The sequence below is a fragment of the Sodalis sp. (in: enterobacteria) genome (assembly GCF_047607725.1).
Classification (GTDB): Bacteria; Pseudomonadota; Gammaproteobacteria; order Enterobacterales; family Enterobacteriaceae; genus JBLKSS01.
Map to the genome: position 1 here is coordinate 1 of NZ_JBLKSS010000150.1, position 12546 is coordinate 12546.

Annotated in this window: 11 protein-coding genes and 2 pseudogenes; 1 reads left to right on the forward strand and 12 read right to left on the reverse strand. The window is 59.7% G+C overall.

Annotated features, from left to right (window positions below; translation table 11 throughout):
- Nucleotides 1–534 precede the first annotated feature (534 nt).
- From ACMX3H_RS13550 to ndk, 10 genes and pseudogenes are all read right to left on the reverse strand, one after another.
- Nucleotides 535–753 carry a zinc ribbon domain-containing protein gene (locus ACMX3H_RS13550; RefSeq protein WP_415211204.1) on the reverse strand — a complete coding sequence of 73 codons (219 nt, stop codon included), beginning with the start codon at nucleotides 751–753 and terminating at the stop codon, nucleotides 535–537.
- Nucleotides 754–764: 11 nt separating this feature from the next.
- Nucleotides 765–2243: a ribosome biogenesis GTPase Der gene (gene der / locus ACMX3H_RS13555; protein WP_415211205.1), complete on the reverse strand. Its 1479-nt coding sequence runs from the start codon at nucleotides 2241–2243 to the stop codon at nucleotides 765–767.
- Between the two features lie 136 nt (nucleotides 2244–2379).
- Nucleotides 2380–3561 carry an outer membrane protein assembly factor BamB gene (bamB, locus tag ACMX3H_RS13560; RefSeq protein ID WP_415211206.1) on the reverse strand — a complete coding sequence of 394 codons (1182 nt, stop codon included), beginning with the start codon at nucleotides 3559–3561 and terminating at the stop codon, nucleotides 2380–2382.
- Nucleotides 3562–3571: 10 nt separating this feature from the next.
- Nucleotides 3572–4186 (reverse strand): YfgM family protein, encoded by a 615-nt coding sequence (locus ACMX3H_RS13565; protein WP_415211207.1) that lies wholly within the window; start codon nucleotides 4184–4186, stop codon nucleotides 3572–3574.
- 13 nt (nucleotides 4187–4199) lie between these two features.
- Nucleotides 4200–5480 (reverse strand): histidine--tRNA ligase, encoded by a 1281-nt coding sequence (gene hisS, locus ACMX3H_RS13570; RefSeq protein ID WP_415211208.1) that lies wholly within the window; start codon nucleotides 5478–5480, stop codon nucleotides 4200–4202.
- 18 nt (nucleotides 5481–5498) lie between these two features.
- Entirely contained in the window at nucleotides 5499–6620 is a 1122-nt protein-coding gene (gene ispG / locus ACMX3H_RS13575) for a flavodoxin-dependent (E)-4-hydroxy-3-methylbut-2-enyl-diphosphate synthase (protein WP_415211209.1), read from the reverse strand.
- A gap of 40 nt (nucleotides 6621–6660) precedes the next feature.
- On the reverse strand, nucleotides 6661–7515 hold the full coding sequence (gene rodZ, locus ACMX3H_RS13580) for a cytoskeleton protein RodZ (RefSeq protein WP_415211210.1): 855 nt from the start codon (nucleotides 7513–7515) through the stop codon (nucleotides 6661–6663).
- Nucleotides 7505–8275, reverse strand: coding sequence for a type IV pilus biogenesis/stability protein PilW (pilW, locus tag ACMX3H_RS13585; RefSeq protein WP_415211211.1), 771 nt, complete (start codon nucleotides 8273–8275; stop codon nucleotides 7505–7507). Before pilW ends, rodZ begins: the two co-directional genes overlap by 11 nt.
- A 67-nt stretch (nucleotides 8276–8342) precedes the next feature.
- A pseudogene (locus ACMX3H_RS13590) lies at nucleotides 8343–9394 on the reverse strand (bifunctional tRNA (adenosine(37)-C2)-methyltransferase TrmG/ribosomal RNA large subunit methyltransferase RlmN).
- Between the two features lie 172 nt (nucleotides 9395–9566).
- Nucleotides 9567–9998, reverse strand: a complete 432-nt coding sequence (gene ndk, locus ACMX3H_RS13595; RefSeq protein ID WP_415211212.1) for a nucleoside-diphosphate kinase — start codon at nucleotides 9996–9998, stop codon at nucleotides 9567–9569.
- Between the two features lie 300 nt (nucleotides 9999–10298).
- Between ndk and sseA the strand changes: the two genes are divergently transcribed.
- The gene (gene sseA / locus ACMX3H_RS13600; RefSeq protein ID WP_415211213.1) at nucleotides 10299–11147 is read left to right on the forward strand and encodes a 3-mercaptopyruvate sulfurtransferase; all 849 of its coding nucleotides are present in this window, start codon (nucleotides 10299–10301) and stop codon (nucleotides 11145–11147) included.
- 185 nt (nucleotides 11148–11332) lie between these two features.
- Here the strand turns inward: sseA and sseB are convergent, their stop codons facing one another.
- Together sseB and ACMX3H_RS13610 are read right to left on the reverse strand one after the other, a co-directional pair.
- Complete coding sequence (gene sseB, locus ACMX3H_RS13605) at nucleotides 11333–12127, reverse strand: enhanced serine sensitivity protein SseB (RefSeq protein WP_415211214.1); 795 nt, start codon at nucleotides 12125–12127, stop codon at nucleotides 11333–11335.
- A 33-nt stretch (nucleotides 12128–12160) separates the two neighbouring features.
- Nucleotides 12161–12412 (reverse strand): annotated as a pseudogene (locus ACMX3H_RS13610) (hypothetical protein); the annotation flags it as partial.
- Nucleotides 12413–12546: the final 134 nt, after the last annotated feature.

Below are 12546 nucleotides of genomic sequence, written 5' to 3' on the forward strand. Positions count from 1 at the left end.
CAAACCGGGATGGAAATAAAAGTTATTAAAATCAATACAATGTGAAAATGCAATGAGCATAAGCGTGTAACGTAGGTTTACTGTCTCATACAACAAACCCACCAATAATTCAAGACGTCCTCCACGGGGCGCTTACCTGCAAAACGCCAGTTTCGCTGATTTCGCTAAACTGACCGTGAGCCACGCCACAGAGCAATTCGACGCAGAGGCCGGCAATGCGGTGGAGAACGCTTGGCGACAGGTGGGTGTCTTATCCTAATGGGGCCAGTCCTGCGGAAGATGCCGCAGCCCCCCGGGAGAACAGCATGGACAGATTACCTGTTTTGGATGACTGTAGCGTGATTGCGGTGTCGCGTGAAGGCGGCTTTGCCTATATCCCGGCGCTGGCGAGTCCGCAGCGCTTCGTGCTGGCGGATATGCCGCCGCCCTGGAATTGTTGGTGCCGGAACAAAGCGCGCCGCCCGAACTACAGGCGCTATTATGGCGCCAGCGACAGTTGGACGCCGACCGGCCACCGACAGCGCAATGACCTCATCAGCGGGGGACAAAGGACAGCGTCACCCGCTTTTTGGCGATGAGACCGTCGCCATGAGGGCAGAAATAGTCCACCGCGCCGCAGACTTTGAGTATATCCAGCGGCTGCCCACAATCTGGGCACTGCGCCTGCTCACGGTAATCCTGCACGCAGGCGGGACAGTTCAGCGCATCGCCCCGCGCCACCAGCGTTTGTCGGCAGACCTCACATTGCGCCATGCTTCCCCCGCTTATTTGTTTTTCTTGATATGGCTTATTAACCGTTTACGTTTACGCAGTTGCGTTGGCGTCAGGGTATTACGCCGGCCGGCAAAGGGGTTGGCGGCCTCGTTGAACTGAATACGGATCGGCGTGCCCATAATCTCCAGCGAGCGGCGAAAATAGTTCATCAGATAACGTTTATAGCTGTCCGGCAGATCTTTAACCTGAGTGCCGTGGATCACCACGATCGGCGGATTGTAACCGCCGGCATGGGCATACTTGGGTTTTACGCGCCGTCCGCGCACCAGCGGCGGTTGATGTTCATCCACCGCCATGCGCATGATGCGCGTCAGTAATGCCGTGCTCACCCGCTTGGTGGCGCACTGGTACGCTTCATTCACCGATTCAAACAGATTGCCGACGCCGCTGCCGTGCAGGGCCGAAATGAAATGCACGCGGGCAAAATCGATAAAACCGAGACGATGATCCAGCGCTTGTTTCACGTCGTCGCGTGTTTCGCTGGACAGGCCATCCCATTTATTGACCGCGATCATAAGCGACCGCCCGCTGTTGAGAATAAAGTCCAGCAGCGACAAATCTTGATCGGAGATACCTTCGCGGGCGTCAATGACCAGCAACACCACATTGGCATCTTCGATAGCCTGCAGGGTCTTGATGACGGAAAATTTCTCCACCGTTTCCCTGACCTTACCGCGCTTGCGCACGCCGGCGGTGTCGATCAAGACATATTCCCGCTCGTCACGCACCATCGGAATATAAATGCTGTCGCGGGTGGTGCCGGGCATATCGTACACCACCACGCGCTCTTCGCCGAGAATGCGGTTGGTCAGCGTGGATTTACCGACGTTGGGACGGCCGACGATCGCCAGCTTTATCGGCAGAGACTGCGGGTCAAAGGGCTCTTCCTCTTCCTCCTGCGCCAGCGCCTCGGTTTCATCGTCCGGCCAGGGTTCAAATTCGTCCTCGTCGTCCGCGTCGTCCACCGGCAGGCCGTCGCTTACCAGCGGCAGCAGGACCTGCTCCAGCAGGCTGTTGATACCGCGCCCGTGCGAGGCGGCGATAGGCACGATGTCGCCCATGCCCAGGGCATAAAAATCGCCCACGGCGCTATCGGCATCGATCCCGTCGGTTTTATTGGCGACGATGACCATGGTTTTCTGGCGGCTGCGCAGATGCTTGGCGATACCTTGATCGGCCGCCATCAGCCCGGCGCGCCCGTCCACCATAAACAGCACGATATCAGCCTCTTCAATTGCCACCAGCGATTGCCCGGCCATATGGGTCTCGACCCTTTCTTCCGTGCCATCAATACCGCCGGTGTCGATAACGATAAATTCATGGCCTTCCCATTCGGCACGACCATACTTGCGGTCACGCGTCAGCCCCGGAAAATCTGCCACCAGCGCATCACGGGTGCGCGTCAGTCGATTGAATAGAGTGGATTTTCCTACATTCGGGCGCCCGACCAGCGCGACGACAGGTATCATTATTACAACCTCATCAGGTAAAAAACGGGTAATACAGCAACAGGACTGATTATATAAGACAAAACGGCTCCTGAATATGTCAGGAGCCGTTGCGGGAAGCGTCTATCCGACTACCGGCGCCGGATGATAGCACGCCTTAGCGGGTAATGGCGTAAACCTCGCCATTTTTCGCCTGCACGATAAGTTTATCGCCGGCAACGATGGGGGCCGCCAGCAGGCCGGTGCTGTCCACTTTTTGCTGAGCGACAAACCGGCCGTCATCGGTGTTGATCCAATGCAGATAGCCTTCCGAGTCGCCGGTAACGATATAGCCGTTATACAGCACCGGAGAGGTCAAATTGCGGTGCAGCAGATCGATCTGGCGCCAGAGGGTCACGCCGCCCTGGGTGTCCACCACAATCACCCGATCGTTCTGGTCCACCAGGTAGATTCGCCCACCGTCCACCAGCAGATTGCTGACGGAACCGATTTCCCGCGACCACATTACCTGGCCGGAGCGCAGATCCAGCGCCGCAAGGTTGCCGTTATAGGCTAGGGCGTAAACGACTCCGTTGACCACGACCGGAGTCGTTTGCACATCGTGGATACGGGCGATTTCAGTCGCGCCGCTCGGCTGCGAGATGCGCTGCTGCCAAATCAGCTGGCCCTGATTGATCATGACCGCGCTGACACGGCCGTTATCGCCGCCCACGATCGCGGCGCCAAACGCCGTTGTCGGAGCGGATTCGCCGCGCAGCGTCAGCGGCGGCACATCAAGGTTAACGGTCCATTTCACCGCGCCGTCGGTCTCATTAAGCGCCTGCAGCATGCCGTTGCTGGTATGTACCAGCACCACGCCGTCACTCACCACCGGCGTGGACAGCGCTTCGCCGGCAACCGTCGTCTCCCAGGCGAGGCTGCCATCCTGTGCGTCGAAGGCGTAGACTTTAGCCAGCTCGCTGCCCACGTAGACCCGATCCCCCGCCACCGTTACGCCGCCGGAGAGCTGAGCCGGACGGTTGCGCGAAAAGAAGCCGGTGTGGATGGAAAGATTTGTTGACCAGATTTCTTTACCGCTATCCGCGTCCAGCGCTTTCACCACGCCATGACGGTCGGCCGCGAACACGCGGGCATCCTGCCAGGCGGGGTGCAAATTGGAATAGAAATCGCCGGAGCCACCGCCGACCGAGCGGCTCCATACCGTTGTCGGCTGAAACTGATTGTCCACTTTGGGCAGCGGCGACATGGTCACCACGTTCTCTTCGCCGCTGAACCACGCGCACCCGCTGAGCAGGGTGACCGATAACAGTCCTATAAACATCGTCTTACGCAATTGCATGGGGTCCCTCTCAGCTGGACAGATTATTCAGTTTCATGCGCACCAGCGCCTGAGGCGCGCCGGACTGCAGCGCTTTTTCGTAGGCGGCGCGCGCGGCCTGATGATCGCCTTTGATCACTTGCGCATCGCCGCGGGTATCCTCCGCCAGCGCCGTCCATCCCTGCTCCTTCACGCCGTCGAGGGTTTTCAATGCGCCATCCACATTTTTCTGCTGCAGCTGCACGCGCGCCAAACGCAGATTAATGATCGATTGCAGATTGGCCTCGCGGGTTTGGCCAAGCGCCTTTTGCAGGTGCGTTTGGGCGGCGGCGAAATCGCCCCTCTCCGCGTATTGCCGCGCCAGCCCCAGAGAGGTCAGCCCGCCATAATTATTGTCGTTGGCGTCGGCAAAATGCTGGGCGGCGTCCAGCTGCGGCTGGCTGGCCTGACCGGCAAGACCGGTGTTCACCGGCTGCCAGGCGCTTGATGCTGCCGTCATGGCGTCGTTGTGATGATTATGCCAGTAACGCCAGCCCACCAGGGCGCCAACGCCTAACACGACGCCTATTGCCAGCGCCTTGCCGTTATCGACAAAGAAACGACGCAGCGCCTCGCGCTGTTCATTATCAGTGCTGTAGACTTCCACGGTGTCCTTCTCCTTAACCTAAACCTAAAATCGATGCCAGCCGCTCGGCGACATCGCTTCGCGCCAGCGTTTCCTGGTTACCTGTGGCCAAATCCTTCACCACCACCTGCTGCGCCGCCGCCTCGCTTTCTCCCAGCACCAGCGCGACGCGGGCACCGTGCTTATCGGCACGACCAAACTGCTTTTTAAAGCTGCCGCCGCCGTAATTGGTCATCAGCCGCAGGGAAGGCAGCGCGTCACGCAGCTGCTCCGCCAGCCGCAGCGCCTCGCGCTGCACGCTGTCCCCCGCCGCCACCAGATAGGCGTCGACACGCGGCGCGGCGGCAAAATCCGGGTTGGCCGCCTGCACCAGCAGCACCAGCCGCTCCAGCCCCATGGCGAAGCCGACGGCGGGGGTGGCCCGGCCGCCCAACTGTTCCACCAGGCCATCGTAACGGCCGCCGCCGCAAACGGTACCCTGCGAACCCAAGCGGGTGGTCACCCACTCGAAAACCGTCCGGTTATAGTAATCCAGACCGCGCACTAAACGCGGATTAACCGTATATGGGATGCCGGCCAGGTCTAAAAGTTCACACAGACCGGAAAAGTGAGCGCGGGAATCGTCGTCGAGATAATCGATCATGACCGGCGCATCGTTGAGCAGCGCCTGAATATCGGGATTTTTGGTGTCCAGCACCCGCATCGAATTGGTGTGCATACGGCGGCGGCAATCCTCGTCCAGTCGGTCTTCGTGCCGACCGAGAAACGCCACCAACGCCTCGCGATACTGGGCACGCGCTTCCAGCGACCCGATGGAATTTAGCTCCAGCGATACATACTCGCTGATGCCCAGCGCGCGCCACCAGCGGGCAGTGAGCAAAATAAGCTCGGCGTCGGCGTCCGGCCCCTGCTGACCAAACACCTCGGCGCCCATCTGGTGAAACTGGCGGTAGCGCCCTTTCTGCGGACGCTCGTAGCGGAACATGGGACCTACATACCACAACCGCTGTTCCTGGTTGTACAACAGTCCGTGTTCAATCCCGGCGCGCACGCAGCCGGCGGTACCTTCCGGACGCAGGGTCAGGCTGTCGCCGTTGCGATCTGCGAAGCTGTACATCTCTTTTTCCACCACATCGGTGACTTCACCAATAGCCCGCTGGAACAGCGGGGTCTGCTCGACGATCGGCAGGCGGATTTCACTGTAGCCGTAGCTGGCCAGCACGCCCTTAAGCGTCCCTTCAACACGCTGCCAGAATGCCGTCTCTTCCGGCAAATAGTCGTTCATGCCGCGAATGGCCTGGATGTTCTTTGCCATGTCGAATCTCTACCTGTGTTATTTTTCTATCAGATTGACCGCGATGCGATTATTCTCGTCCAACATCGCCGCTTTCGCGCGAATGCGGGCCTCTAATTGGTCGATCATCAGTTCGTTATCGAAACGCTCGCACTGGCGAACGCCGTCTTCGTAAAAGCCGCTTTTGTTATGGCCGCCGGTCACCCCCAGCGTGGAAACCAGCGCTTCGCCGGGACCGTTCACCACGCAGCCGATGATGGAGACATCTATCGGTGTGACGATGTCCTCCAGGCGCTGTTCCAAAGTGTTGACGGTGCCGATAACGTCAAACTCCTGGCGCGAACATGTCGGGCAGGCGATGAAATTGATACCGCGCGCGCGAATACGCAGCGATTTCAAAATGTCGAAACCGACCTTCACTTCCTCCACCGGATCCGCCGCCAGCGAAATGCGCAGCGTGTCGCCGATGCCCTCGCTGAGAAGCAGCCCCAGGCCAATAGCCGATTTCACCGCCCCGCTGCGGGCACCGCCGGCCTCGGTGATGCCCAGATGCAGCGGCTGATCGATGCGTGACGCCAGCAGGCGGTAGGATTGCACCGCCAAAAACACATCGGAGGCTTTCACGCTGACCTTGAACGCGTCGAAGTTGAGTCGGTCGAGGATATCCACATGACGCATAGCGGACTCCAGCAGTGCCTCCGGCGTGGGTTCGCCATATTTTTCCTGCAGATCGCGCTCAAGGGAACCGGCATTGACGCCGATGCGGATCGGAATATTGTTGTCGCGCGCGCAATCCACCACTGAACGGATGCGCCCTTCGTTGCCAATGTTGCCGGGATTGATACGCAGGCAGTCCACGCCGTATTCGGCGACTTTCAGCGCGATGCGATAGTCAAAATGGATGTCCGCCACCAGCGGCACAGCGACCTGCTGCTTGATAAGTTTGAACGCTTCGGCGGCGTCCATGGTGGGCACCGACACGCGCACAATATCAACACCGACGCGTTCCAGCGCCTGTATTTGCTGCACCGTCGCCGCGACATCGGTGGTGCGCGTGTTGGTCATTGACTGCACCGCGATGGGGGCGCCGTCACCTACTGGCACCTTGCCGACGTAAATACGTTTCGATTTTCGACGGGTTATGAGTGCGGAATTATGCATTGATCTTTCTCCAACCTTGCCGACTGGCTTTACTCTTTACTTACTGGGCGGCTACGGTCAGTCGCGCAACCTGATTTGATCGGATGAACCGGCTCAGATCCACCGGTTTGCCTTGATATTGAACCTGCACCGCTGCCGGGGCACCGATTTTCAATTTGTACGGCGCCTGGCCGGTAAGATTCAGCGTGGCGCCGCTGTGCTGAATACCGCTGAACAGTTTCTTACCGCCGGCGTCAAACACCTCGAGCCAGCAATCGCCGGTAAAATTCATTACCAGCGCATTGCCGTCTGCGTTAGCGGCGCCGGCCTCCGGCGCGGCGGGCGCAGACGGCGCTGCGCTCGGCGCACCGGCGTCGGCCGGCTGATCCGCCGGCGGCTGGCCGACGTCGTCAGCGCCGTCGCCAAGGGGTACCGATGTCGCCTCATCCCCCTGGGATAGCTGGGCGGAGGATTGATCGGACATGTTGGCGATGTCCTGCTGCTGAGCCTGATGATTCTGCCACCACCAGGCGCCCGTCAGACCAATCACCACAAACAGGATAAGCCAGGTGAACCCCATCAGCCAGCCGTCGTGTTTCTTGGGAGTTTTGCCCAACGAGAAGCTCTGCATCGGCGCGACCTTAGAGGCTTTTATCGGCGCCTGCTTGGCCATCATCGGCATCAGTTCTTCTTCGGAAATATGTACCAGGCGCGCATAAGAGCGGATATAACCGCGCAGGAACGTCGAGGCAAGGTTGGGATTGGCGTGATCATCTTCGATATCGCGCACGGTAGACACCTTCAGGCACAGCCGCTCGGCCACCGCCTGCTGGCTTAATCCCATATTCTCGCGGGCTTGACGCAGGCGTCCACCCGTGGTGGTTGGTGCTTGATCTTGGAGAGCTTCAGTATTCATTAGCTAAGAATTGCTGGTACTGTTCGGATTGTGGAAAACTTCGCGCAAGCCGTGCGCCATAACGTTGCACGTCATCGGGCCGATTGGCTAACGCAGCGAAACGAATCTGTAACCATAAACTTTCGGCGCTGGCCGGAAGCACATGTTGGTAAACATCCAATAGCCGCTGCGCTCTGTCAGGCCGACCCGCCGTTAATTGCCGGTTCGCTTCAGACACCAGCGCCACACCCTTTTCAGGATCATACTTCAGCGCGCGCATCAGCAAACTACGCGCCTGCGCATCGTCCCCGGCCTTGAAAAAACAGTAGCCGGCGCTCTCCAGACTATCGGCAACCTCACCGTAATCCGCCGATTGCGCGGCGGCGGCAAACTGCTGTTGCGCCGGTACATACTGCCCTAAACCACATAAAAACGCACCGTAATTATTAAGAACTTCGCTATTTTGCGGCGCCAGTTTCAGGGCCAGCTGATAGCGATTCTGCGCGGCGGCGGTTTCCCCCACCCGCTGTTCATACTGCGCCATCCCTAACTGGGTGGGGTAATCGCCGGGCGCGGCCTTCACCGCCATCGACAGGTTCTGCCGGGCGGCGTCAAGATTTCCCGCCGCCAGATAGGCCATCCCCAACTGCAGACGGGTCGGGGCGGACTGCGGCGTCGCCTGCGGCAACGGCGCGTCGTCCCGTGCTTGCCGGCTATCGCCGGCGCAACCGCCCACCAGGGCAATCATGACTGCCAGTCCACCCATCCGAATCAGCTTCATGCCGGTTCCCGTATCAGTATCGCTACATCCGTTAACGAGAGTCAGAAATCAGTGCCAGCGCCGACAATCAGACCGCCTTTACCTCGATCGGTTCACTGTTCATGCGTTTACGCAACGTCCGCTTGGTACGGTCGATCATCTCTCCCGCCAGCTGTCCACAGGCGGCGTCAATATCGTCACCGCGCGTTTTACGCACGATGGTGGTGAACCCGTATCCCATCAGCACCTTGGTGAAACGATCCATCCGGCTGTTGGAGCTGAGGCCATAAAGGAGCGCCGGGGAACGGGTTCCAGGGAATAAGGTCAATCTTGCACGGCGTATCTTTCAAACATGCAGCCAGTTGATGCGCATGCTCGGTGCCGTCATTGATGTGGTCGAGCATGACGTACTCCACCGTCACGCGCCCCTGATTAGCGTTGGATTTGTCCAGATAGTGGCGTACCGCCGACAAAAAGGTGTCGATGTTGTACTTGCGGTTAATCGGCACAATTTCGTCGCGAATCGTATCGTTCGGCGCGTGGAGCGAAATCGCCAGCGCCACATCTATCATGTCGCCAAGCTTCTCCAGCGCCGGCACCACGTTGGTGAGGTTCAGCAGCGGCTCACCCATGCCCATCATGACCACGTTGGTGATAGGACGCTGGCCGGTGACCTTGGCCGCGCGCCAGACCTGGCCGATAATTTCCGACACCTGCAAATTGCGGTTAAAGCCCTGCTGCGCGGTAGAGAAAAAGGTACACTGCAGCGCGCAGCCCACCAGTGAGGAAACGCACAGCGTGGCGCGGTCGTCCTCGGGGATGTAAACCGTCTCCACCTGCTGGTCGCCGACCTTGATGGCCCATTTGATGGTGCCGTCGGCGGAACACTGCTCTTCGGCGACTTCTGGTGCGCAAATGCTTGTTGATGTCCGTCATCTGATCGAAATCATCGCAGCAATAGTGATAGATCCATTTCATCACCTGATCGGCGCGAAAGTGTTTCTCCCCCAGCGACGAGAAAAATTCGCGCAGCTGCTGGCGGTTCATATCCAGCAGGTTTAATTTCTGCTGGGCCGCGGGCGCGGGAGAAGCGGACATTGCCGCCACGGGTGAGCGTTCAGATACCATTTGTTCAGACATCATTTTGTTGCAGGCCTCGTTATTACACGTTATGGCGCGAAATACATAAAGAAATGCCCCGGCCGAGTGCGGATTACCACCTCATCCGGAGCGCATTGGACACTGATTTTAGCGCAGAGCTGCCTGGCTTGAAAGGTGAAGCAGCCCTTTTTTCGCTGTTGTGCGGCGACGATTAGCGAATACGGGCGCAAATTTCGCCGTCGGCGAAGAAATAAGCGATTTCACGCGCGGCGGATTCAGCGAAATCCGAACCGTGTACCGCGTTTTCGGTAAAGCCGTCGGCATAATCGGCGCGCAGGGTGCCGGCCAGCGCATTGGCGGGGTTGGTGGCGCCCATGATTTCACGATTGCGGCACACGGCGTCTTCCCCTTCGAGCACCTGCACCAGGATCGGGCCGGAAATCATAAAATCCACCAGGCTGTCGAAGAAAGGCTTGCCTTTATGTTCGGCATAGAACCCTTCGGCCTGCTCACGGGTGAGCTGGAGCATTTTGGCGCCGACCACGGTCAGCCCGGTGCTTTCAAAGCGCTGGATAATGGCACCGATGACGTTTTTGGCCACGGCGTTCGGCTTGATGATGGAAAAGGTGCGTTCGATGGTCATGAGAACCTCTAGGTGGTTTTTGTTATGGCCGCGCTAATTCGCTGTTACGCCGGCCGGTGCAAGTGGCGCAGATTATAGGGGCGCGTGCAGCGCTCCGCTACCCTTAAAAATAACATTTAATTAAAAATAACGCCCCCGCGTCGCCAATGGCGCCTCCAGCGCCCCACAGGCCGCTTTTTCGCCTGCCCTGACCCGGCGGTGGCCGTCTGCGCCTTGAAGCCAACGGCAAAAAAGCCGACAATGCCCGGCAATGCGATAGCGCCGGCACAGTGCCCGACGCACGCCGATGCGGAGCCCATAATGACCCAATCGTTATTCGTTAGCCAGCAGTGGCTACAACAACATCTCGATGACCCTCAGGTGCGTATTCTGGACGCGCGCATGCTGCCGCCCGGTTATCAGGGGCCGCGTGATATCGTCGCTGAATTTCGCGCGGGCCATCTGCCCGGCGCGGTGTTTTTCGATATCGAAGCCCTGTCCGATAGCGCCTCTTCCCTGCCCCATATGCTGACATCGCCGGTGCAGTTCGCACGGGATATGGGCGCACTCGGCGTTAGCGACGCCCAGCATTGCGTGATTTACGACGACGGTTCGCTGTTCTCAGCGCCGCGCGCCTGGTGGATGCTCCTGAGCAGCGGCGTCCGGCAGGCGTCGCTGCTGGCGGGGGGCCTTGACGCCTGGTCGCGCGCCGGAGGGCCGTTGGAAGAGGGGCAACCGACGCCCGCGCCACAGAACTTTACGCCGCGCATTGCGGCTAATCGCGTGCGTGCGCTCGACGATATCCGCCGTATCAGTGTCGACCGCTCAGCGCAAATTGTCGATGCCCGGCCCGCTGCCCGCTTTCGCGGCGAGGCGCCGGAGCCCCGTCCCGGCCTGCTCCGCGGTCATATCCCCGGCAGCCTGAATCTCCCCTGGGACCAGTTAGTGCAAAACGGGCAGCTAAAACCCCTGCCGCTGCTGGAAGAGCAAATACGCCAGGCGGGGATAGATATCAAGCGGCCTATCGTCGCCAGCTGCGGTTCCGGCGTCACCGCGGCGGTGGCGGTGTTGGCCCTCACGGCGCTCGGCGCGCAGGACATCAGCCTGTATGACGGTTCGTGGAGCGAATGGGGCGCCCGGGACGATACGCCTATCGCCGGCGCGCAATGATCTTCGGCGGCGGCGCGGGTCTTGCGTTGGCAGGCCCGCCGGCCCTTTTCACGTGACGACACACCGTCGAACGACTGTCGCCGCCGTGGCGATAGGCCTTTTGCCGAGAGGGGACAGCGGCGCGGGGCAGCAGACGTTGACACGGGATGGCAATCCCACCGCCCTGCGAGCCCGCCAAGGCCGCCTTATGACGGGGCGCCGTCCTTCACCGACCGGAGCCAACTGCCCCAGCGCCGTTCGTAAAAAGGCGTCAGGTGGTGGATGAAATAATGGCTGATGCCCGCCTCGCCCACCTCAATTAAGCAGATATCCACCGGCTGCTCGTCCGGCGCGCTATCGGTCGCCACCTGACCCGTCGCTTGAATAGCTTCCTCGGCAGCGCAGTCGCATTCCAGAGCGATAACCCAGTGCGGCTCCTGTTCCGCGTCATCCCGCACTTGCACCAAATAAGCCCGCCGCACCTGCTTATATTGCGCGAATAACGCCATCAGCGAGTCCACCATCTGTTGCGGCATGTCCGCCGGTTCGCTGAGGGTCATGCGCATCTCCCCTTCCAGAACCTGCCGTTCGGTCAACGCATCGCCGTCGTTGCTCAGCAGTGCCGCTATTTCATCCGGGGCGAAGGACTTGCCGTAGGGTAGTTTGGGATTGAGAAACAGCTCAGCCCCGGCGGTCATGGCGAACAATGTGCGCACCGGTAGCGCGACGAAAGGCTGCGGTCCCGCCACCGCGCTTTCCAGCGCCGCCACCGAGGTAAAAAAGGGAATCGCCGATCCGCCGTCCTGTTTTTCCCAGTGCTGCAAGGTTACCGGCGACACGCCGTCATCACGCGCGGCACCGGCTATCCAATCATCGCCGGCTTCGCCCGGCACATAGACCGTCGCCGCCAGCAACAGCTTGAAAAAAGCCGGGCGAAAAGCCGGCTCGCCGGCGGCGCGTTCGAGCGCCTGTTCCAGCGCATTATCTTGTGAGGTGGTCATACTTAGCGATTCCAGACGCCGCCTGAACGGTCGTCATGTCAAGCGGTTGAACGGCCCGCGCGGGAGCCAAAACGGGCATAAGTCCTGCGTCCGCGCCAGCAGCAAATTGGCCAGCGTACGCACGCCCAGCCCGGTGGCACCGGCGGACCATTGATCCACCGCCCCTTTGCGATAGGTGGCGGAGCAGTCGATGTGCAGCCAGCCCTGGCGGTAATTTTCCACAAAATGCGAGAGAAACGCCGCGGCGGTGCTCGTGCCTGCGCTGTGCGCGCCGCCCGCTGCAGATTCCGACGTATCCGATCATCTGTTCCGGCGACATCCGATCAGTTATTCCGATATTTTCCGATCACCCATTCCAGTGATATTCGATCACGTGTTCGCTCATCTTCTGACTCAGTTTTAGTCTATTTTTCCTGTGC

Coding starts and splice junctions, on each gene's coding strand:
- ACMX3H_RS13550 (WP_415211204.1), bottom strand. CDS start 753: ATGGCGCAATGTGAGGTCTGCCGACAAACGCTGGTGGCGCGGGGCGAT.
- der (WP_415211205.1), bottom strand. CDS start 2,243: ATGATACCTGTCGTCGCGCTGGTCGGGCGCCCGAATGTAGGAAAATCC.
- bamB (WP_415211206.1), bottom strand. CDS start 3,561: ATGCAATTGCGTAAGACGATGTTTATAGGACTGTTATCGGTCACCCTG.
- hisS (WP_415211208.1), bottom strand. CDS start 5,480: ATGGCAAAGAACATCCAGGCCATTCGCGGCATGAACGACTATTTGCCG.
- ispG (WP_415211209.1), bottom strand. CDS start 6,620: ATGCATAATTCCGCACTCATAACCCGTCGAAAATCGAAACGTATTTAC.
- rodZ (WP_415211210.1), bottom strand. CDS start 7,515: ATGAATACTGAAGCTCTCCAAGATCAAGCACCAACCACCACGGGTGGA.
- pilW (WP_415211211.1), bottom strand. CDS start 8,275: ATGAAGCTGATTCGGATGGGTGGACTGGCAGTCATGATTGCCCTGGTG.
- ndk (WP_415211212.1), bottom strand. CDS start 9,998: ATGACCATCGAACGCACCTTTTCCATCATCAAGCCGAACGCCGTGGCC.
- sseA (WP_415211213.1), top strand. CDS start 10,299: ATGACCCAATCGTTATTCGTTAGCCAGCAGTGGCTACAACAACATCTC.
- sseB (WP_415211214.1), bottom strand. CDS start 12,127: ATGACCACCTCACAAGATAATGCGCTGGAACAGGCGCTCGAACGCGCC.